21 protein-coding genes and 1 tRNA gene are annotated in these 21178 nt (G+C 36.1%); 17 read left to right on the forward strand and 5 right to left on the reverse strand.

All coding sequences use genetic code 11. The features are described 5' to 3' along the window. Window positions 1-6 precede the first annotated feature (6 nt). The 7 genes from ACFO7M_RS09070 (at window position 7) to ACFO7M_RS09100 (ending at window position 6491) form a co-directional block, all read left to right on the forward strand. Window positions 7-471 (forward strand): DUF4870 domain-containing protein, encoded by a 465-nt coding sequence (locus tag ACFO7M_RS09070; protein ID WP_379735235.1) that lies wholly within the window; start codon window positions 7-9, stop codon window positions 469-471. A gap of 164 nt (window positions 472-635) precedes the next feature. Next, on the forward strand, window positions 636-965 hold the full coding sequence (locus ACFO7M_RS09075; RefSeq protein ID WP_379714386.1) for a PadR family transcriptional regulator: 330 nt from the start codon (window positions 636-638) through the stop codon (window positions 963-965). Between the two features lie 6 nt (window positions 966-971). Continuing rightward, a complete protein-coding gene (locus ACFO7M_RS09080) occupies window positions 972-2687 on the forward strand; it encodes a PspC domain-containing protein (protein WP_379735237.1) in 1716 nt (571 codons plus the stop codon). A 408-nt stretch (window positions 2688-3095) separates the two neighbouring features. Then, a complete protein-coding gene (locus tag ACFO7M_RS09085; protein ID WP_379735239.1) occupies window positions 3096-4169 on the forward strand; it encodes a M23 family metallopeptidase in 1074 nt (357 codons plus the stop codon). 21 nt (window positions 4170-4190) lie between these two features. Then, window positions 4191-4934: a head GIN domain-containing protein gene (locus ACFO7M_RS09090; RefSeq protein WP_379714396.1), complete on the forward strand. Its 744-nt coding sequence runs from the start codon at window positions 4191-4193 to the stop codon at window positions 4932-4934. 103 nt (window positions 4935-5037) lie between these two features. Beyond that, window positions 5038-5874, forward strand: a complete 837-nt coding sequence (locus ACFO7M_RS09095; protein WP_379735241.1) for a GIN domain-containing protein — start codon at window positions 5038-5040, stop codon at window positions 5872-5874. Window positions 5875-5939: 65 nt separating this feature from the next. Continuing rightward, window positions 5940-6491: a lysozyme inhibitor LprI family protein gene (locus ACFO7M_RS09100; RefSeq protein WP_379735243.1), complete on the forward strand. Its 552-nt coding sequence runs from the start codon at window positions 5940-5942 to the stop codon at window positions 6489-6491. Between the two features lie 50 nt (window positions 6492-6541). On the opposite strand, the gene trxB is transcribed toward ACFO7M_RS09100, so the two are convergent. Further along, on the reverse strand, window positions 6542-7492 hold the full coding sequence (gene trxB, locus ACFO7M_RS09105) for a thioredoxin-disulfide reductase (RefSeq protein ID WP_379735245.1): 951 nt from the start codon (window positions 7490-7492) through the stop codon (window positions 6542-6544). 163 nt (window positions 7493-7655) lie between these two features. Between trxB and ACFO7M_RS09110 the strand changes: the two genes are divergently transcribed. The 9 genes from ACFO7M_RS09110 (at window position 7656) to ACFO7M_RS09150 (ending at window position 16755) form a co-directional block, all read left to right on the forward strand. Next, window positions 7656-7730 (forward strand) — tRNA-Pro (locus tag ACFO7M_RS09110). 399 nt (window positions 7731-8129) lie between these two features. Beyond that, window positions 8130-8738, forward strand: coding sequence for a uridine kinase (gene udk / locus ACFO7M_RS09115; RefSeq protein ID WP_379714406.1), 609 nt, complete (start codon window positions 8130-8132; stop codon window positions 8736-8738). A 3-nt stretch (window positions 8739-8741) separates the two neighbouring features. Further along, window positions 8742-9071: an FtsB family cell division protein gene (locus ACFO7M_RS09120; protein ID WP_379714409.1), complete on the forward strand. Its 330-nt coding sequence runs from the start codon at window positions 8742-8744 to the stop codon at window positions 9069-9071. 94 nt (window positions 9072-9165) lie between these two features. Then, window positions 9166-10536, forward strand: coding sequence for a methylmalonyl-CoA mutase subunit beta (locus ACFO7M_RS09125; RefSeq protein WP_379735247.1), 1371 nt, complete (start codon window positions 9166-9168; stop codon window positions 10534-10536). A 10-nt stretch (window positions 10537-10546) separates the two neighbouring features. Further along, window positions 10547-10999 carry a hypothetical protein gene (locus ACFO7M_RS09130; RefSeq protein WP_379714415.1) on the forward strand — a complete coding sequence of 151 codons (453 nt, stop codon included), beginning with the start codon at window positions 10547-10549 and terminating at the stop codon, window positions 10997-10999. 58 nt (window positions 11000-11057) lie between these two features. Continuing rightward, the gene (locus ACFO7M_RS09135; protein WP_379714417.1) at window positions 11058-12662 is read left to right on the forward strand and encodes a WG repeat-containing protein; all 1605 of its coding nucleotides are present in this window, start codon (window positions 11058-11060) and stop codon (window positions 12660-12662) included. 74 nt (window positions 12663-12736) lie between these two features. After that, entirely contained in the window at window positions 12737-14878 is a 2142-nt protein-coding gene (scpA, locus tag ACFO7M_RS09140) for a methylmalonyl-CoA mutase (RefSeq protein WP_379735249.1), read from the forward strand. Window positions 14879-15139: 261 nt separating this feature from the next. Continuing rightward, a complete protein-coding gene (locus ACFO7M_RS09145) occupies window positions 15140-15538 on the forward strand; it encodes a transposase (RefSeq protein ID WP_379735251.1) in 399 nt (132 codons plus the stop codon). A 113-nt stretch (window positions 15539-15651) separates the two neighbouring features. After that, on the forward strand, window positions 15652-16755 hold the full coding sequence (locus tag ACFO7M_RS09150; protein WP_379735253.1) for an alpha/beta fold hydrolase: 1104 nt from the start codon (window positions 15652-15654) through the stop codon (window positions 16753-16755). 416 nt (window positions 16756-17171) lie between these two features. On the opposite strand, the gene ACFO7M_RS09155 is transcribed toward ACFO7M_RS09150, so the two are convergent. From ACFO7M_RS09155 to ACFO7M_RS09165, 3 genes are all read right to left on the reverse strand, one after another. Beyond that, window positions 17172-17816 carry a glycerophosphodiester phosphodiesterase family protein gene (locus ACFO7M_RS09155; RefSeq protein ID WP_379735254.1) on the reverse strand — a complete coding sequence of 215 codons (645 nt, stop codon included), beginning with the start codon at window positions 17814-17816 and terminating at the stop codon, window positions 17172-17174. Then, entirely contained in the window at window positions 17806-18093 is a 288-nt protein-coding gene (locus ACFO7M_RS09160; RefSeq protein ID WP_379735256.1) for a hypothetical protein, read from the reverse strand. The genes ACFO7M_RS09155 and ACFO7M_RS09160 overlap by 11 nt, the downstream gene beginning before the upstream one ends. 75 nt (window positions 18094-18168) lie before the next feature. After that, window positions 18169-18723, reverse strand: a complete 555-nt coding sequence (locus ACFO7M_RS09165; protein ID WP_379735258.1) for a hypothetical protein — start codon at window positions 18721-18723, stop codon at window positions 18169-18171. 519 nt (window positions 18724-19242) lie between these two features. On the opposite strand from ACFO7M_RS09165, the gene ACFO7M_RS09170 reads away from it, so the two are divergent. After that, entirely contained in the window at window positions 19243-20682 is a 1440-nt protein-coding gene (locus tag ACFO7M_RS09170; RefSeq protein ID WP_379735259.1) for an amino acid permease, read from the forward strand. A gap of 144 nt (window positions 20683-20826) precedes the next feature. On the opposite strand, the gene ACFO7M_RS09175 is transcribed toward ACFO7M_RS09170, so the two are convergent. After that, window positions 20827-21117 carry a hypothetical protein gene (locus tag ACFO7M_RS09175; protein ID WP_379735520.1) on the reverse strand — a complete coding sequence of 97 codons (291 nt, stop codon included), beginning with the start codon at window positions 21115-21117 and terminating at the stop codon, window positions 20827-20829. Window positions 21118-21178: the final 61 nt, after the last annotated feature.

The raw sequence follows: 21178 nt of genomic DNA on the forward strand, positions 1-21178 counted from the left end.
AACATCATGGAAACATTAACAGTAAGAAACAACGAGAAAAATTTTGCAACACTTATCCATTTAAGTGCATTAACAAAATACTTCATCCCTTTTGGAAATTATATTTTTCCAATAGTATTGTGGAGTACCAAAAAAGGAACATCAGAATATATCGATCACAATGGAAAACAAGCGATCAATTTTCAATTAAGTATGTTAACCTACTCTTTAATTCTTTTAGTAATTACAGTACCCGCATTAATTATAGGAGTACTTAACAATGTAACCTTCAACGAAATCGACAACGGTGATTTTATTGTCAAAAATTTCGCCGAAGGAAACTTAACGAATGTGGCCATCGCAGGAATTGTAGCTGCTGTAGTATTGGTTACGATGAAAATAGCTGAGTTTTTCATCATTATTTATGAAGCAATCAAAGCTAATAATGGAGAACATGTTCAATATCCATTTACCATCAATTTTTTAAAATAAAAATCAATCAATCATCAATCAATCATCAATCAATCATCAATCAATCATCAATCAATCATCAATCAATCAATCAATCAATCAATCAATCAATCAATCAATCAATCAATCAATCAATCAATCAATCAATCGAAAAATGAACAGTTTAACAACAAAAAAGAAATCCTATGAACATTGAGAACACAAAAGCTCAGATGCGTAAAGGAGTTTTAGAATTCTGCATCCTTTCTGTTTTAAAAGAAAAAGACGCCTATACTTCTGAAATTCTAGACACACTGAAAAACGCGAAATTGCTAGTAGTTGAAGGCACAGTATACCCGCTATTAACAAGATTAAAAAACGACGGACTATTAAGCTATCGTTGGGAAGAATCAACTTCGGGACCACCAAGAAAATATTACGGTCTAACCGATGAAGGACAAGAATTTTTAAAAGAATTAAGCATAACCTGGAATGAACTTGCAGGTGCAGTAAATACAATAACTATACAAAACTAACGAGCCATGAATAAGACAGTAAATATGAATTTAGGTGGTTTTTTCTTTCACATTGACGAAGACGCCTATCAAAAACTAAATCGCTATTTTGACGCAATCAAAAGATCTTTATCCGATGAAGCACGCGACGAAATCATGAGCGATATCGAAAGTAGAATTTCAGAATTGTTTTCAGAAAAACTACAAAGCAACAAACAAGTCCTGACTTTAAGTGATGTGGACGATGTTATAGCTATCATGGGGCAACCAGAGGATTATAAAATTGAAGGCGAAACTACTGAAAGTAAATCTGCTTACACTTATTCAGGAACTGGCCGTACTAAAAAATTATACCGAGACAAAGATTCTGGAATTGTTGCCGGAGTTTGTTCAGGATTAGGACACTATTTTGGAGTAGATCCAGTTTGGATTAGAATCATCTTAGTTCTATTAGTATTTGCAGGTTTTGGAACAGGAATCTTGGCCTATATCATTCTTTGGGCAGTAACTCCTGAAGCAGTAACAACAAGCGAAAAACTTGAAATGACTGGCGAACCGATTACTATCTCAAATATAGAGAAAAAAGTAAAGGAAGAATTTGAAGGTGTTTCTGATAAAATCAAAAATGCCGACTACGGACAAATGGGAAACCATGTAAAATCCGGAGCTCAAAAAATTGGAAGTTCATTAGGTGATATCATCGTTTCTATAATGGGTATTTTTGCAAAAATGGTAGGGGTTTTTATCGTGCTTATCTCCGCAGTAGCAATCATTTCCTCTTTAATTACTTTATTCACCTTAGGATCAACATCGTATATTGATGCACCATGGATTGATTATTTCAACACATTTAATTTTACTGATACATCAATTTGGTTCATCGCATTGGCTTTCTTTCTTGCAATTGCTATCCCGTTTTTCTTCCTTTTAATCCTTGGATTGAAAATATTGGTAAACAATCTTAGATCGATTGGAAGCATCGCAAAATATACATTATTAGCAATTTGGATTGTTTCAGTTGGTGTAATCATCAGTTTATTTGCAAAAACAGCCAATGAATTTGCATTCGAAAACAAAGTGGTAGATAAAGCAAACATCAACATCACAGCTGTAGATACGTTAAACGTAAAATTTAGAGAAAACGAGTATTATACCAGAAATAATGGTCACGATGGTGATTTCAGATTGGTTCAGGATTCAACAGGTATTGAATACATTTATTCGGAAGATGTAGATTTTGAAGTACTACCAACTGAAGAAAAAACACCTTACATTCAAGTTGAAAAGAATTCTAAAGGTAAATCATTCAATGAGGCTAAAAATAGAGCTGAGAAAATCAAATACGGATTCAAAATCGAAGGCAATCAGTTGATTTTAGACAACTATTTCTTAACGGAAGCAAAAAGTAAATTCCGCGGACAAGAAGTAACGATCTATCTTTATGTACCAAAGGGAACTTTCCTGAAATTTGACGAATCTGTTGAAGATCATGACGTATCAGATAACGATTTCTTCAACCTACACCACAGCTCAGATGACTATGTATACAAAGTAGATAGTGAAAAAGTAAAATGTTTGAACTGTCCTCCTGACGAAAACGAATGGAACGATGTAGATAGTAAACATAAAATCACTATTGATGAAGATGGTGTAACGATTGAAAACGACACAGTAATCTCTGATAAAAAAGAAATTAAAGAGTTAAAAATCAACGAAGACGGTATTATCATCAAAACCAAATAAAAGACTGGAAAGCGTACCCATCGGTCTAATCAGCCAACTGGGTTTGCCACAAACTTTCGATAAGTTAAACAGTCAAGCATACTCCGGTTCGCTGGAAACCAACAATTAATTCATGGGAAGTTTAGCAGTGTCTCAAATACGGGACACTGCTTTACACCAAACCTATAGATTAGAAAGAAGTAGAGTAAGGAACTAAACGCAACGAATTTAAAAATCACTCGTTAATTTCTACTTGACAAAACTGGTTTATTCAACTCTTTAAAACACAAAGTAAAAAGCTTTTAAACAACCGAATAGACAAAGTACCAAAATTCACAAAAGAATCAATCAATTAAAATTTTAAAATGATGGTGCTGCGGATCACATGGCTCAAAAAACGAGAAGCAGTGCCATCAAAATTAATACAAAATGAAAATCATCAATCAAATCAATCAATCAATAACTCTTTTAGCACTTGTCTTCAGTAGTGCGGTTGGGGCGCAAAACACTCCCAAAATCGAACACAAACCGGAACAACCGTTAATCGAAAAAGTTAACAACACGACAGTAGTCAATTTCGATTTCATCATCGAAAACAACTCAAAAGACACCTTAAAGTTAACCCGCTTGGAATTACGTCAATTCGACAAAAACAACGTTTTGGTTCACCAAAAATTCCTAGACAATAACGGTACAGCTCCAAGTATTAACACAATTCCTTCCAACGTATGGAATGGTACTTCCAGAAAATTGATATTCAATCCATTTCCTGAAATCAATCCGCTAACTACCAAACTGGAATACCTATTTACATTCAACAACACTATCGAAATTAAACAAACAGTTACACCAAAAGAATACCATCAAGCTACTCATTTTATTTTGCCTTTAAAAGAAAAACTTTTAGTTTACGATGGCCACGATTTCAATTCGCATCACCGCCGTTTTGATTACGAATTTGAACCTATAAAACAATTGGGGTTTGAAAGTAACTTCATGAGATTTGCGTATGATTTTGCTATTCTAAACAATGAAAACCAACAATTCGCTGGAGATGAAAAAAACAATAACGATTGGTTTGGATTTGGGAAAGAAGTTATCGCTGTAGCAGATGGAGAAGTTATCGCTTTAGAAACTCAACAAAAAGACGACAAAACATTCGATATTCCATCTTTAAAAAACAATCCGCTAGCATTGTACGGAAATTACGTAGTAATCAAACACGCTAATAATACACTAAGTATGTATGCCCATTTGAAAAACAAAAGTGCCGAGCATTTGAAACCAGGAACTAAAGTAAAACAAGGGCAAACAATTGGAGCAATAGGAACCTCTGGAAGTTCATTTTTTCCACACCTTCACTTTGAAGTAAGAGATACAATTAATCATCAAGCCGAAGGAATTCCATCCTATTTCAGCAATTATTCCTTATTTTTAGGAAGTACAAAAAAAGACATCAAAACAGGAACGGTTAATACCGGAGATATCATTCAATCAAAATAATCAAATTTAAAAAACAACAGTATGATAAAATTAATGATTCACGTAGTAAAAATAGTAATGGCAGCCATTGTTGCCTTATTGTTAGGATCATGTAAATTGGAAACTACCGGCTTAGGGAAAAGCATAAAAGGAAGTGGAAATGTCGTGACCAAAGAAAGAAATCTAAATGATTTTACCAAGGTAGAAGTTAAAAAAGGTTTGGAATGTGAAGTAGTACAGTCCAGCACTTTTAAAGTAGAAGTAGAAGCAGATGACAATTTACAGGATGGCATACTAACCACTGTAGAAAACGGAACTTTGAAAATAACTTCGAAATACAACAACTATCACAATGTGGCATCAAAAAAGGTTAAAGTATTCATGCCGATTATTGAAAGTTTGGAAACCAACAGTGGTGCCGACTTAAGAACCGTGGGTGTGATTAAAAGCAATACCATTCATGTAAAATCAGGTAGTGGAAGTTCGATTGATGCCGAAATTGAATCCGAAAACATCACTTTGGAATCGACTAGTGGAAGTACAATCAAAGCTTCAGGAAAAGCGATTTTAGTAAACACTTTGTCTTCAAGCGGAAGTTCAATAGAAGCAGAACGTTTGATTGCCAACGAAATTCGCGCACAAAGTACTAGCGGAAGCAGTACTAAAGTAAACCCAATCTTAATTTTGAATGCTCAAGCTTCCAGTGGTTCACACGTAGAATACGTGAACACACCGAAAAGGGTTACCAAACAAGAAACTTCTGGAGGAAGCGTTTCAAGAGACTAAAAATAACTCCAATCATTTCACAAAAATCATTCGCCTCACGCGGATGATTTTTTTATATTTGTAATTAAACAAAGTATTTGAAAATAAATAAACCCAAATAGAAATGAAAAAAATTACTTTTTTAGTACTGGCCATACTTTGGACAACGCTAACATTTGCACAGAAAAAAGAAAAGGTAAAAGGAACCAAGCTGGTAACTGTTGAAAAAAGTGATATTGGAGCATTTGACCAAATTGAAATTGAAGACAATGTCGATGTATTTTTAATTAAAGGTGACAAAAATGCTATCGAAGTAGAAGCCGATGACAATCTGCATGCTACCATCAACAAACAAGTATACGGAACAACACTACGCATCAATACCAATAAAGAAGTTAGTTCTTTCAAAAAATTCGAAGTACGCATTACTTATACCGACAGCTTGAAACTGGTTTCTGTAAAACATGAAGCAAAATTAAACAGTATTCAAGAACTGAAACTGCCTAACATTACCATCAAAACCTACGATTATTCCAAATCATTTCTGAATGTAAATTCGTCCAATTTTGCCATCATTTCTACCGATAAATCAAAAGTAGAATTAAACCTTAAAGGTGGTGATGATGCTTCCATTGAAATGAACAAAAATGCTGAAATTAAAGCATTGATTTCTTCAAACAAAGTAAAACTGGATATGTACCAAAAATCGGAGGCCAATATTGAAGGCGATGCCAGTGATATGAAAGTTCGTTTGGACAACAACAGTAAATTTATAGGTAAAAACTTAACTGCTAAATCCATAATGCTGACAGCTGAAGGCTATTCCAATGCACAGGTAAAAGCAAAAGACAACTTATCTTTAGCGGCATCCGGTAAAGCTGAAGTTGCCATTTTTGGCGATCCAAAAATAGAGATTAAGAAGTTTGCTGACGACGCTACACTTTATAAAAAATCCAAATAATAAAAAACTACAAAGCCTTGAACTCAACATCAAGGCTTTTTTTAAAAAAAATAGATCCAAAAAAAATGAAGAAAGTCTACTTCTTATTTTTCCTGTTTTTAAGCGCATTTACTTATGCTCAAAATAACGGACCAAAAGAGATAACACCCCAACTGTTACAAAAAATCAAAACCGATGTTGAAAAACAAATACCGACATTACGACTTAAATTGAGCAAGGACGATTACAATTCCAAAGACAGAATCGAATTCATGATTGACACTTTTAGAATTGAAAAAATTACAGAAAAAAGAATGGAAATGGATTACAGCACCGCAGGAATGAACAATGCTGTTGGCGACTTAACAACTGAATACGACAAATTGTTAAACAAATATTACAGTCAATTAGTAAAAATAATCAAACCCGAAGACAAAAACACACTGATCAAAGCGCAACGTGTTTGGATTTCTTACCGGGATAGTGAACAAGATTTAATCAATACTTTTACTGATGAAAAATATACAGGTGGTGGAACCATGTATTCCAGCATAAGGATAGGGCATTACAACAACTTAGTTAAAGAAAGAACAATAACCCTATTCAATTACTTTGATGAAATCAAAAACGGCATATAAAAAAAACCAGCCTTGAGGCTGGTTTTTCTTACTTTATAATATGTCTTTTATTAATGTCCTTTAGCCGCTAAATAACGTTCTGCATCCAAAGCAGCCATACATCCAGTACCTGCTGCAGTAATTGCCTGACGATATACATGATCTGCAGCATCACCACCTACAAATACACCCGGGACATTGGTTTTAGCAGATCCCGGTTCATTCACAATATAACCAGTTTCGTCTAAAGTCAAATACGCTTTGAAAATATCAGTATTTGGTTTATGACCGATAGCTACGAAGAAACCGGTAGCAGGAATATCAATCAATTCACCTGTTGTTTTATTTTTAGCACGAACTCCTGTTACTACATTTCCGTCTCCTAAAACTTCTTCCGTTTCAGTATGCATCAAAATTTCAATATTTTCGGTGTTACGAACACGATCTTCCATAATTTTAGAAGCTCTGAACTGCTCACTACGAACCAACATTGTCACTTTTTTACACATTTTTGCCAAGTAATGCGCTTCTTCACACGCACTATCTCCTGCTCCAACAATTACTACTTCCTGATTTCTGTAGAAGAAACCGTCACAAACTGCACATGCAGACACTCCACCACCCATATTCAGGTAATGTTGCTCTGAAGGTAATCCTAAATATTTAGCAGAAGCACCTGTAGAAATAATTACCGTTTCACAGTGCAATTCAATTGTATCATTAATCCATACTTTATGAACATCTCCTGAAAAATCTACTTTCGTAGCCCATCCATCGCGAACATCTGTACCAAAACGCTTGGCTTGCGCCTCCAATTGAACCATCATTTCCGGACCGGTAACACCATCAGGATAACCCGGGAAGTTTTCTACCTCATTCGTTGTAGTCAATTGACCACCTGGCTGAGTTCCTTGATACAAAACCGGATTCATACTCGCTCTCGCTGCATAAATAGCCGCAGTATAACCAGCAGGTCCAGAACCGATAATCAAACATTTTATTTTTTCTATTGAATCTGACATAGCATTATTTTTTTGTGGGTCAAAAATACTCAATTTATCAGCGAAAATCCGAGACTTACATTACAGTTTTCAATAGTTTTATAAACAATTTTGATACTCCTGATAAAAATCTTTAAAAAATTCTTTTGAAACCAAAAAAACTTCTTATATTTGCACCCGCTTTCGGGGTGTAGCGTAGCCCGGTCATCGCGCCTGGTTTGGGACCAGGAGGTCGCAGGTTCGAATCCTGCCACCCCGACGAAAGTAAATCCTCTTTGTGAAAACAAAGAGGATTTTTTATTCCCAACTACCTGAACTTGTTCATAGAAAGTTGGAAATAAAAAAAGACTCCGGATTTGAAAAATCCGACGAGGTTTTTCTTTCAGCAATAACATCCTAATTAGGATATCCAATCCTGCCCACATTATTCAATATATTCCTCAATAAAAAGACTCCGGATTTGAAAAATCCGACGAGGAATTTCTTTCAACAATAATCCCCAAATCAGAATATCCAATACTACCTTCTTACTCCAAGAAAACAACTTAAGGCAGTAAACTTTTTGGTCTTTTGTATAGTTCTCAAAAAACATTGCAGCAAACAAAAATATCTCTAAAATAATTTCCTATTTTTGCCATTTAGATTCAACACAATTCATATGTTAATTATCGGTATTGCAGGGGGCACAGGCTCAGGAAAAACAACGGTTGTTCATCAAATCATGAATGAATTACCAGAAACTGAGGTAGGTATTATTTCACAAGATCATTATTATAAAGAAACGAATGATTTATCTTTAGACGAACGTACAAAAATTAATTTTGATCATCCTCGCTCCATCGATTTTGAGCTTTTGGTACAACACTTAAAAGACCTAAAAGAAGGCAAAGCAATTGATCAACCGGTTTACTCATTCGTGAAACACAACCGCACAGGAGATACCATTCACACACATCCACGTAAAGTAATGATTGTTGAAGGCATTCTTATTTTAACCAATCCGGAATTACGTGAAATGTTCGACATTAAAGTATATGTTCACGCTGATTCAGACGAAAGATTAATTCGTCGCTTGAAACGCGATATTGCAGAACGCGGACGCGATATGGAGGAAGTTTTAAATCGTTACCAGACTACTTTAAAACCAATGCACGAACAGTTCATCGAACCAACTAAAGCATACGCAGATATTATTATCCCGAACGACAAATACAATACAGTAGCTATTGACGTAGTTCGAGCGGTAATCAATCAAAAAATCGCATAAGCAATGAAAGAAAAAGTCACACAATTTTTAGCAGAACACAATTGGCTGAAATTTATAGGAAACAAATACTTCCTTGTGACTTTGTTTTTTGTAATCTGGATCCTTTTTCTGGACAACTATTCGTATCTTGATCATCGCATTCTAAATCAAGAAAAAGAAGAGTTGGAAGACAACAAAGCGTATTATCAAGGGGAAACTAAAAAGGATAAAGAACAGATCAAAAAACTAAAAAATCCAAACGAGATTGAAAAATACGCGCGTGAAAAATACTATATGAAACGCGAAAAGGAAGATATTTACATTATAGAGTTTGAAGGAGACACCATAGAGTAATCCAATATAAAACAAAAAGCAATCTTTAGTAATTCCAATTCGAATTGAAAATTACTACCGATTGTCCCGAGTTTCGGGATTAGAATATCAAATTATGAAAGAACAGCTTTTCAATGATTTTGGCCCCGTTGCATCAAAACAATGGAAACAACAAATTCAATACGAATTAAAAGGCGCCGATTATAACGAAACATTGGTTTGGGAAAGTCCGGAAGGTATTAAAGTAAAACCTTTCTATCATCGCGACGAGGACGGAAACAAATTGACCGCATCCACTACCGGGAATCCTTTCAAAATAGTGCAAAACATTTTTGTATTCGACCTTGAAAAATCAATCCGTAAAGCGAATGATTCTCTAAACCGAGGCGCCGAAAGTATCCGTTTTACTATTGATAACGACACTATCGACGTAATGCGTCTGCTTTCGGAAATCAATATTCAAAATCACGCCATCTACATCAACCTTCGTTTTCTTTCTGCTGATTATATCAAAAAAATCAACCAGATTGCTTCACAAAAAGAAACACACATCTATTGTTTGATCGATCCAATTCATCAACTGGCTTCCGATGGAAACTGGTTCAATACCGATGGGAAAGACAATTTCGAAATCTTAGCTACTTTGATTTCTGAGTGCAACAACATCAGCTTCATTAACATTAATACTACATTGTATCAGAATGCTGGTGCCAATATGGTACAACAATTGGCTTACACCCTAGCTCACGTCAATGAATATTTTAATAAAATCGAAAATTACAACCAACCCATTACACTAGAAGTAGCGGTGGGTACCAACTATTTTTTCGAAATTGCTAAAATGCGAGCATTACGATTGCTATTTCAGAAACTGGCAACGGAATACAATTTCACAGGCGACTGTCACATTATCGCTACACCTACCAAGCGCAACAAAACATTGTATGACTACAATGTCAATATGTTACGCACTACTACCGAATGCATGAGTGCTATTCTTGGCGGAGCCAATGCAGTGACTAATCTGGCGTATGATGCCATTTACCATAAAGACAATGAATTTGGCGACCGTATTTCACGCAACCAATTATTGGTCTTAAAACACGAAAGTTATTTCGACATTGTTGAGAATGCTGCTGATGGAGCCTATTATATCGAAAACCTAACTTCCCAACTTGCCGAAAAAGGCTTAACTTTATTCAAAGACATCGAAGCAAATGGTGGGTTACTAAAACAACTTAAAGAAGGAACCATCCAAAAGAAAATTCAGGAAAGCGCACAAAAAGAACAGGAATTATTCGATACTGGAAAGGAAATTTTACTAGGAACCAACAAATATCCTAACAAAAATGACCATATGGCAGCCGATCTTGAACTGTATCCTTTCGTTAAAGTCAATCCAAGAAAAACATTAATCACACCAATAATCGAAAAACGATTAGCAGAAAAAATGGAGCAGGAAAGACTTGCTTCTGAAAACCAATAAACCAACCACTATGAAAAAGTTGCTGTCTATTACCTTTCTCCTACTTACAATGAGTGTATTGGCACAATCCAAAAAATTGGAAGCCACCAACAAAACCAACGGAAACCAAGTAGTTTTTCAAGAAGGCCAAAGAGTAAAAGTCATCACCAGTGACCGTAAAAAAATAGTTGGAATGCTGTCCTTTGTTGATCTTCAAACCATCAACGTCAACGGAACAGCGATCAAGACTGAAAACCTAAGCAGTATCAAATACTTCCCAAAAGGAGGCAGAACAATTAAAAATATACTTTTAGGTACAGGAGCAGGATTATTGGCTACTTCCGGAATACTAGCTGCAGACAATAACGGTTCAGCTTTTGCTGTTTTCGGTGCCGGTACTGGAACCATTATTATTGGTGCATTAGTCAACAACAAAAACAAAACGCTAGTACATCGCCATTATGTATTTAAAGTAGTAGAATAAAGGAATTTCATTTCAACTATAGCCAATAATCATAAATTCTATTACAAAATTTTAAAGAATGAATAAACGAATTTTTATTTTAATTTTTCAATTATTTATAACCCAATTATTTTACGCTCAGAAATGTAACTTCGAAGGATATAAACTAAACTCTTTCGAAACCAACAAAAGATTAAAAGAATTAAAAATCAAAAAAAGATTTGATTACAGTAAAAACGGCTATATCCTAATCGAAGATGGCGACAATAAATTTGCCGATACACTTGGGAAAATAACGGTGATAAATCTTCCTAAAAACCATAAAATACTTCAAAGCCCGAGCAGAAACAAAACAGTTTTCGTTGGAAAAAACATGAGTAAAGGACTAGAACATTCACAATACGAATTAAGTATTTATGATTTTAACTCAAACTTAATCAAACAGTTTGACTACAACAACATACAGTACTTATTCAATTTTGGAAATACTTCAGACCAATATGTACTTGAAAATGGAGATTTCTTAAAAGTCTTTTCAAATAACTTGTCAGGTATAATAGACGCCAATGGAAATTTCGTTTTAGAACCAAAATACAATCGTATTACTTATTTATATGCTAACGTTTTCCTTTTAGAGGATACGACTACGAAAAGTTTATTCAATATTAAATCAAAAACGTTTACCCCATTTAATTATGATGATTACAGCATACGCAATAGCAGACTAAACAGAGTCACTTGTCCAACAAAAATGATAATTATTAAAAATGGCAAATACGGTTTGTATGATGTAATAAACAATAAAGTACTAATTGAACCTAAATTCAAAGAATTAGAACTTATTGTTGATTCAATGGATGATTATAACTTTCAGGATAATTATTATTATTTCAAAGATAATGAGAACCAACATGGTCTGATTGATAATAACGGAAAAATTCTTATTCCTGCTCTATATGAAAAATTTGTTTTTTTTAGCCCGGACTATGACATTATCCTAAAGGGGAATGATAAAAAAAAGTATTTTTTTGATCACAAAAAAAACAAAGTACTAGATCATCTGAAATATGATGAAATTAACAAAATTGAACCATTTTTAATACTAAGTGATTATTCTAAAAATACAACTGACATTTACGATCTTGAGAGCTCCAAAACGCTCCAAACACTTAACAAAAAGTTTGAAAATCACACTTATTTCAATGAATTTACCTCATTAGTAACTTTTGAAGACAAATCGTCCAAAATTGTACTCAAAAAACAGAAGATGTTCATCGATATTAAAACTTCAATTCCAGTAAAAGCTATAAAATATTCACTAAATAACACTATTTTTATAGTAGAAAATACGAATTCGTCTTTCAGCTTGATTAGCGTAGCAAATAAAGATTTGATTTTAGAAAATTTAAAAAGTTATCATGATGTATTCAATCAAAAAAATGAAATTATAAAGAAATATATTGGTGTTAAAAATTCGGAAAATTCATTTTCAATTGTTGATGAATTAGGAAATGTAATCGTGAAGCCTTTTTATTCGGAAGCAAAGTACATTTCTTTTGAAAACGAGCACTTTTTATTCTATTCTGATAAAAACAAAACATCTCTTATAAATGTTTTTGATAGCAATGGAAATTTGGTTAGCCCTTTTACATATAAAGTGAATCTTCTAAAAAAGACAAAATAGAAGGCATTTCTTACGATATCAAAATTCATAAATAAATTAAAATTTGGTCACTGAGTAGCATCGTCATCTAAACTATGAGAAAAAACATTCAACATATTACTTTAGAAAATTCCAATTCCGAAGCTTCGGAACAAACCACAAATCCAGACATTCAGAAAACCAACTTTCTGACTGCCGAAGGAATTGAAGTTAAATCCAACTATTCCGAATCGGATATTGAAGGATTGGAACATGTGGACTTCGGTGCTGGTTTTGCACCCAATCTTCGCGGACCCTACGCAACCATGTATGTTCGCCGACCTTGGACAATTCGTCAGTATGCCGGTTTCTCCACTGCTGAAGAAAGCAATGCGTTCTACCGCCGAAACTTGGCTGCCGGACAAAAAGGACTTTCTGTAGCGTTTGACTTAGCCACACACAGAGGTTACGATTCAGACCACGAAAGAGTGGTTGGTGATGTAGGAAAAGCAGGTGTTGCCATAGATTCTGTCGAAGATATGAAAATATTATTCGACCAGATTCCGCTAGGAGAAATGTCGGTTTCCATGACCATGAATGGTGCTGTTTTACCAATTATGGCTTTCTACATAGTAGCTGCCGAAGAACAAGGTGTCGAACCAAAATTACTTTCGGGAACAATACAAAATGACATCCTGAAAGAATTCATGGTACGTAATACTTACATCTATCCTCCTTCACCTTCCATGAAAATCATTGCGGATATTTTCGAATATACCAGTAATAACATGCCGAAGTTCAATTCGATTTCCATATCGGGTTATCACATGCAGGAAGCAGGTGCTACTGCCGATATCGAATTGGCTTATACTTTGGCCGACGGACTCGAATACATTCGCACCGGATTAGCTGCAGGAATGGACATTGACACCTTCGCACCTCGATTATCCTTCTTTTGGGCGATCGGAATGAACCACTTTATGGAAATTGCAAAAATGCGTGCGGGTAGAATGCTTTGGGCCAAACTCTTAAAACAATTCAATCCTAAAGACGAAAAATCTTTAGCACTTCGCACACACTGTCAAACATCAGGATGGAGTTTAACCGAACAAGATCCGTTCAATAATGTAGCCAGAACAGCCATCGAAGCGGCTGCTGCTGCTTTTGGAGGAACCCAGTCTTTGCATACCAATGCCTTAGATGAAGCCATCGCATTGCCAACTGATTTCTCCGCACGAATTGCCCGTAATACACAAATCTTCTTACAAGAAGAAACCAAAATATGCAAAACAGTCGACCCTTGGGCTGGAAGTTATTATGTGGAAAGCCTAACGGCCGAAATTGCAGAAAAAGCATGGGCTTTAATCGAAGAGGTGGAAGCTTTAGGTGGTATGACCAAAGCGATTGAGGCTGGAATCCCGAAACTGCGCATCGAAGAAGCTGCCGCACGTAAACAAGCACGTATCGACAGCGGACAGGATATAATCGTAGGGGTAAACAAATACCGACTAGAGAAAGAAGATCCGTTGCATATTTTAGAAGTAGACAACCAAACCGTTCGCAAACAACAAATCGAACGCCTGGAACATATCAAAGCTACCCGAGATAACGCCAAAGTACAAGAATGTTTAGACAAACTAACCGCTTGTGCTAAAGGTGAAACCGGGAACTTATTGGATTTAGCAGTGAATGCAGCACGCAACAGAGCCACTTTAGGTGAAATTAGTGATGCATTGGAAACTGTTTTCGGAAGATACAAAGCACAAATCAGAAGTTTTAGTGGCGTGTACAGTAAAGAAATCAAAAACGACGAAAGCTTTGAAAAAGCAAAACAGTTAGCCGATGAATTCGCTAAAAAAGAGGGACGTCGCCCTCGTATCATGATTGCCAAAATGGGTCAGGACGGACACGATCGTGGCGCTAAAGTAGTCGCTACAGGCTATGCTGACGTTGGCTTCGACGTAGACATCGGGCCATTATTCCAAACCCCGGCTGAAGCCGCTAAACAAGCCGTGGAAAACGATGTACACATTTTAGGGGTTTCTTCTTTGGCAGCCGGACACAAAACATTGGTACCTCAAGTCATAGAAGAACTGAAGAAATACGGCCGTGAGGACATCATGGTAATCGTTGGTGGTGTTATTCCTGCCCAGGATTACCAATATTTATTCGATGCAGGTGCCGTAGCAGTATTTGGCCCGGGAACTAAAATCAGTGAAGCCGCCATTACGATATTGGAGGTATTGATAGCGGAATAATAGTACACCTGACAGGTTTTATAAACCTGTCAGGTGTAAAACTATTTTACTTATATTTGTTCTATATATAAGCCAAAATAGTTATGATACATACCTTACAACGTGGAAATTACTACCACATTTACAATCGTGGAATTAACAGTGTTACACTTTTTGACACTAAAGAAAATTACGAGTATTTCCTTAACCTCTACTCTTCACATATTGATCCCATAGCAGAGACTTTTGCATGGTGTTTAATGAAAAATCATTTTCATTTTTTTGGTAAGAATAAAAGATATCTCTGAAATCACTTCAGAGAAAGTAATTTTACCTTCGCAATCCTTTTCCAATTTGTTTAATGCTTATACAAAAGCGTACAATAAAAACTCGAAAAGGCATGGAACTTTATTTGAAAGACCTTTTCGTCGAAAACAAATTAACAACAATCGTTATTTGCAAAATGTAATTACCTATATTCATAACAATCCCATACACCATAATATCTGCGATCATCCAATACAATATCCGTGGAGTTCCTACATAAGTTGCATTTCTGAAAAACCAACTAAACTCAAAAGAAAAGAAATCATTCAACTATTTAACGATTTAGAGAACTTCGAATATGCACATCAAAAAAAAACAGACTATTTATCAATTGAACAATCATTAGGAATTTAATAGCCTATTTACAATGTTTTACACCTGACAGGTTTATAAACCTGTCAGGTGTAAAACATTGTAACAAAATTAGCACTTGAACGTCTTACTTAGCAATCATTAATCAAACCCACATGAAAACTAAAATGACTTTCAGGTCAAATGCTTTACTCTTCAGTAAAGTATTCCAAATCGTTTTGCTTACACTTATCTCTTTTCAGGCTATCGCAAAGAAAACCAATCCAACCAATGAAAATACTGTAAAAAAAGGCCGAATACAGGAAGAAAGATTCATCACCATCAACGGAATCGAGCAATGGGTAACCATAAAAGGGGAAAGTTCTAAACCGGCAATACTATTCCTTCATGGCGGACCGGGTAGTACCATTAGCCCCTATTCAGATATTTTATATGGACCATTGGAAAAGGATTTCATCATCATACAATGGGATCAAAGAGGTGTCGGAAGAACTTTTGGACGCACTGCTCCTACCGAATTAACGCCCGAATACCTAAAAACAAACCCTTTAACAGTAGATCAAATCACAAATGACGGAATTGCACTTTCCGAATACCTCATCAAATACCTCGACAAACAAAAAATCACCCTTTTCGGGACTTCATGGGGTTCTGTTCCGGGAATAAGAATGGCTTCAAAACGCCCTGACCTATTCAATGCTTATGTAGGTCATTCTCAAATTGTAAACGAAACAGGCAACGAGCTTAAAACGTATCAGAAAGTAAACGATATGGCGCAAAAAGCAAACGATCAGGAAGCATTGGAAATCCTGAAAACAATTGGACCACCACCATACAGTCAGGCAAGAAATACAGGTAAATTCTACCGCATTATCAAAAAATACGAACGTAAAAATTCCATTCCCGCACCCGATTCCTGGTTTGTGCTCTCTCCCACTTACGACAATGATAAAGACAAACAAAACAGTGCCGATGGCGACGATTACTCTTTTGTCAATTTTGCAGGCGACAGCAAACTAAGCATACAATCCATGTTTGCTACAATTAATAACCTTAGAGACTATACCGATTTTAAAATTCCAATCTATTTTATCCAAGGAGAGGAAGACATTTTAACACCCGCAGCATCAACCAAAACCTACTTTAACACAATCAAAGCGCCTAAAAAAGAATATATACCACTGGCGAAAACAGCTCATGGTTTCAATCAGGTTGTTCTTGATGCACAGTACAAAATATTCAAAGCGATAAAGCGTTAAAAGTCTACTACTTCATTTTAAAACAACAACACCATCCATTCGGTTGGTGTTGTTGTTTTTAATGGAGCAACCCTTCTAAAGTGCCACAACTTTAACAAAACAGATTGAAAGGAAATATGGTAAAAAATCAGCAATGATTTACACCCTAGAATCCTACGGTTTCTTAAGATACATGAAGGTATATCAATCTTCCATTTTCACTACCGTGCCTTCAATCAACTCAGAAGTACGTTCATATCTATCTTCCTCATCACCACCTAAAAAATGAATCCTTTCATTACTTCAAAAAAAGTTGCAATAGCAAAGAAAGAAATTGTATAGAATCATCTTAAGTGATTAGTCATACCATGAAAACACAATAAAAAAAAAACCGCAACCATTTGCAGTTGCGGTTTTCAATTATAAATCGTCCAAAACTACTCCGATATTTTTATAAATGGAGTCGTTAATTTATTTTGATGTATGTACTGTTCCATTTGTTGAGCCACTGCAATGGGTCTGTCGGTGGAGATAAATCGTACTCCCGCTGTAACCAGTTCCAAATAAATGCCATCTCCACTAGCGGTTGCTTTTTTGTCAAGATTCCCCATCGTTCCGGAGATACATGCGATACCTCTAGAATGCATGTAGGACATCACTTCAGGTTTTGGAAAAGTAATTCCCACAAAAGCAACCATATTACTACTAGAAACTCCGCTATTCTCCATTCGCTCAACATCTTCTTTGCCATTGGCAGAAACCGATAGTAGCATATCAGGTGCCAAATGTGCAACCTCGGCCGCTTGATTCGCGTTGTAGGTAATAATCATAGCATAGCGTTCTACATGATTTCTACGAACCGCGTCGACAATCATTTTAAATGGAACGCCTCTTTTCACATCTAGAGTATACACTACTTTATCTTTCCCCCATTGCAAAACTTCATCTAAGGTTTCTATTCTATAGGAAGTCACATTCCCTTCATTGTCTTTTAAAAACAACGATTGCAATTCTTTGTAGGTATAATTCTGAATTGGCCCAATTCCTGTTGTAGTTCTATCTAAAGTATTGTCATGCATCATCAACCAAAACAGAATCTTTGGTCAAAGCGATATCAGTTTCAATGATGGCGGGTACTTGCCGAATGGTATTGGCAAAAGTTGCCGTACAGTTTTCCGGAAAACGGAGTGCTGGTCCGCCTCTATGTGCACTAACAATGGGATACATATTATTTTTTCCTTGAAAAAAAGAATGGAATTCGGTAGGATTTGGAAAAGAAATACAATACGATTTCGTTTGACCAAAACTAGCGAAAGTATAAAAAACGAGTACCACTACGTACCTGAAAAATGAAAACATGGTATGGAATTTTTAGTAAAAGTACACAATTGGCAGGAAATAAAACGAATTCGTTCCAGCCCTAACCCATATAAATCACATTGCTTCAATAGCCATCACCCCTTTCAAAAAATCAATCCCTTTCACTTCCTCAAAAAAGTCAATCTCTGTTGTATGTGGTAAAAAATCAGAAATGATTCTCACAATACAATCCTGCGGATTCTTAAGATACATAAAGGTATAATCTTCCATGTTTACTACCGTACCTTCACTCAAATCTGTCGTACGTACAAACTTATCCGATGTTAGCGAAGACATACACGGCAAAGTAAGCTTGGCATCCGTAATAATCGGCTTTCCGTTTTCAAACAAACCGCCTTCATAACCGTACAGCGAAGCATTGGTAATTTCTATAGGCATTCCGAAACCTAAGTGCTCGGGCAGACTTACTTCCGAGCCCACAATTGCTGCAAAGCCCATCAAAACACAAACATCATGTGCTGGTAGGTTAAGCATCGCTTTTGCGGTACTTTCCCTTCCAATTCCAGATACAATAACTTGATAACTATGTTGAGGGGAAGTTAGTTGAGCGATTGCGGCCAACACTTTTTCCTTTTCAATCTCCATTGGAGTTAATATAATTATTTTCAAAGTGATTTTTTGTTCAAAAATAGAACATAAAACACAATTGCAAATGAAAAAAAATCCCTACTTGTAAACACAATCCAACCAAAAAAAACAATACCTACAAATAACTTGGATCAAAAACCAATTACAAAACTTTACCACCTTCTTTGTTATTTGCTTAGCAACGAGTTCTCCAGATATATGGCGTATATATGGCGTATATATAGCGTATATATGGCGTATCAAAGTAGAGTAAGACTGTTAGATCATTAGAAGATGAGACTACTTCTATTTTTAGGCACCACCAACAACAAACAATAAACCCTAAACATTTCAACTCAACTTTAGTAAAAAAACTTACCACTTCCCCTATTCCCAAAATTATTATCAACTAAAACCTTCAATCAGCGAAAAACACTACACAATCCTATAAATCAATAGAATTCTAATCGGTTCGTTTTCAGGAGGCTAAAAAAATGTTCGCTTACCTTTGCCCCCGTTTTCAACGTTTCCGCTTGAAAAAGGCGGCACAAATCATTATATATGTTAAAAAAATCCATCGAAGCCTTACAACAGGAAGCTTCTAACACTGGAGCCAACAGTCTCAAACGCAGTCTGGGTGGTTTCAACCTCATCATGATCGGAATTGGTGTTATCATCGGTGCCGGATTATTTTCACTAACCGGAATTGCAGCCGCTAACAACACAGGACCAGCAGTTATTCTATCATTCGTAGTAGCAGCTGTAGGTTGTGCTTTCAGCGCACTGTGTTACGCCGAGTTCGCCTCTATGGTTCCTGTTTCGGGAAGTGCCTATACCTATGCTTATGCCACTATCGGAGAATTATTCGCATGGATCATCGGTTGGGATTTAATATTAGAATACTCGGTAGGTGCCGCGACAGTCGGTATCAGCTGGTCACAGTACTTAGTCAAGTTTTTAGAGAAATTCGGGTTATATATACCACCGCAATTAGTAATGTCTCCTTTTGAAACCGCTATAGGCAAAAACGGAGAAGTTATCCATGGTATCGTTAACCTACCAGCAGTATTAATCATCATGCTGATTACTGCGGTGATTATCAGAGGAACCAAAAGTTCGGCCTTGTTCAATGCCGTTGTGGTAACACTGAAAGTAGGTGTGGTTTTATTATTCATCGGCTTAGGCTGGCAATACATCAACCCGGAGAATTACCATCCGTTCATTCCTCAAAATACAGGAACATTCGGAGAGTTTGGTTGGTCAGGAGTACTACGCGGTGCCGGTGTGGTCTTCTTTGTATTCATCGGTTTCGATATTGTTGCCACCATGGCACAGGAAACGAAGAATCCCCAGAAGAACATGCCCATAGGTATCTTAGGATCACTGATTATATGTACGATATTATTCATCGCTTTTGGCTATGTAATGACAGGTTTGGCACACTACACCGAATTCAAAAACAGCGCTGCACCTGTAGCCATTGCCATTGCCAAAACCCCTTATATCTGGTTGGCCACAGCCGTAATCATGGCGATATTGATTGGGTATACTTCGGTGATACTGGTGGATTTATTAGGTCAATCCCGTGTGTTTTATGCTATGAGTAATGATGGTTTGTTACCGAAAGTCTTTTCGCAGTTGCATCCACAGTTCAATACGCCCTACAAATCTAACATACTGTTATGTGTATTTATCAGTCTGTTTGCCGGTTTAGTACCGATTCATGTGGTAGGTGAAATGACTAGCATCGGGACATTATTAGCTTTCGTAATGGTATGTATCGGTATTTTAATCTTACGAAAGAAGGAACCGAACTTACCACGTCCTTTCAAAACACCATGGGTTCCGGTGGTTCCTATACTAGGCATTGTAACCTGTTTAGTGATGATGTTTGCACTTCCAATAGGAACATGGATCCGTCTATTGGTTTGGTTGGCCATTGGAATCGCCATCTACTACGGCTACGGTAGAAAGAACAGCAAGTTGAGGAAAGAATTATAAATTATAAGCTATAAATTATAAGTTATTAGTGATTGGTAAATAAGTACTGATTACTAGTCACTTGCTTTTAGTGCCTTCTGAAGAGCAACCGGTAAAGATTAATTAGTAATAAGTACCGATTACAAAGTTTTTGGTATATGACACTTAGTTCTTAGTACCAGTTAAAAAGTCTTCGGTACCACTTACATAATCATTGGTACCACCTAAAAAGTCTTCGGTACCACTTACATAATCATCAGTACCACCTAAAAAGTCTTTGGTACCACTTACATAATCATTGGTACCACCTAAAAAGTCTTCGGTACCACTTACATAATCATTGGTACCACCTAAAAAGTCTTCGGTACCACTTACATAATCATTGGTACCACCTAAAAAGTCTTCGGTACCACTTACATAATCATTAGTACCAGTTAAAGAGCAATTACTATTCAGTAAGGACTAAGGACTAAAAGCGAAATACTAAAAAAACACTACTTTTACAAAACCAACTAAA

Origin of the sequence: Flavobacterium sp. GCM10023249, from assembly GCF_042653365.1 — a bacterium.
Taxonomy (GTDB): domain Bacteria; phylum Bacteroidota; class Bacteroidia; order Flavobacteriales; family Flavobacteriaceae; genus Flavobacterium.

Coding starts and splice junctions, on each gene's coding strand:
- ACFO7M_RS09090 (WP_379714396.1), top strand. CDS start 4,191: ATGATAAAATTAATGATTCACGTAGTAAAAATAGTAATGGCAGCCATT.
- udk (WP_379714406.1), top strand. CDS start 8,130: ATGTTAATTATCGGTATTGCAGGGGGCACAGGCTCAGGAAAAACAACG.
- ACFO7M_RS09170 (WP_379735259.1), top strand. CDS start 19,243: ATGTTAAAAAAATCCATCGAAGCCTTACAACAGGAAGCTTCTAACACT.
- ACFO7M_RS09070 (WP_379735235.1), top strand. CDS start 7: ATGGAAACATTAACAGTAAGAAACAACGAGAAAAATTTTGCAACACTT.
- ACFO7M_RS09085 (WP_379735239.1), top strand. CDS start 3,096: ATGAAAATCATCAATCAAATCAATCAATCAATAACTCTTTTAGCACTT.
- ACFO7M_RS09080 (WP_379735237.1), top strand. CDS start 972: ATGAATAAGACAGTAAATATGAATTTAGGTGGTTTTTTCTTTCACATT.
- scpA (WP_379735249.1), top strand. CDS start 12,737: ATGAGAAAAAACATTCAACATATTACTTTAGAAAATTCCAATTCCGAA.
- ACFO7M_RS09150 (WP_379735253.1), top strand. CDS start 15,652: ATGAAAACTAAAATGACTTTCAGGTCAAATGCTTTACTCTTCAGTAAA.
- ACFO7M_RS09155 (WP_379735254.1), bottom strand. CDS start 17,816: ATGATGCATGACAATACTTTAGATAGAACTACAACAGGAATTGGGCCA.
- ACFO7M_RS09160 (WP_379735256.1), bottom strand. CDS start 18,093: ATGTTTTCATTTTTCAGGTACGTAGTGGTACTCGTTTTTTATACTTTC.
- ACFO7M_RS09120 (WP_379714409.1), top strand. CDS start 8,742: ATGAAAGAAAAAGTCACACAATTTTTAGCAGAACACAATTGGCTGAAA.
- ACFO7M_RS09135 (WP_379714417.1), top strand. CDS start 11,058: ATGAATAAACGAATTTTTATTTTAATTTTTCAATTATTTATAACCCAA.
- trxB (WP_379735245.1), bottom strand. CDS start 7,492: ATGTCAGATTCAATAGAAAAAATAAAATGTTTGATTATCGGTTCTGGA.
- ACFO7M_RS09075 (WP_379714386.1), top strand. CDS start 636: ATGAACATTGAGAACACAAAAGCTCAGATGCGTAAAGGAGTTTTAGAA.
- ACFO7M_RS09095 (WP_379735241.1), top strand. CDS start 5,038: ATGAAAAAAATTACTTTTTTAGTACTGGCCATACTTTGGACAACGCTA.
- ACFO7M_RS09130 (WP_379714415.1), top strand. CDS start 10,547: ATGAAAAAGTTGCTGTCTATTACCTTTCTCCTACTTACAATGAGTGTA.
- ACFO7M_RS09125 (WP_379735247.1), top strand. CDS start 9,166: ATGAAAGAACAGCTTTTCAATGATTTTGGCCCCGTTGCATCAAAACAA.
- ACFO7M_RS09100 (WP_379735243.1), top strand. CDS start 5,940: ATGAAGAAAGTCTACTTCTTATTTTTCCTGTTTTTAAGCGCATTTACT.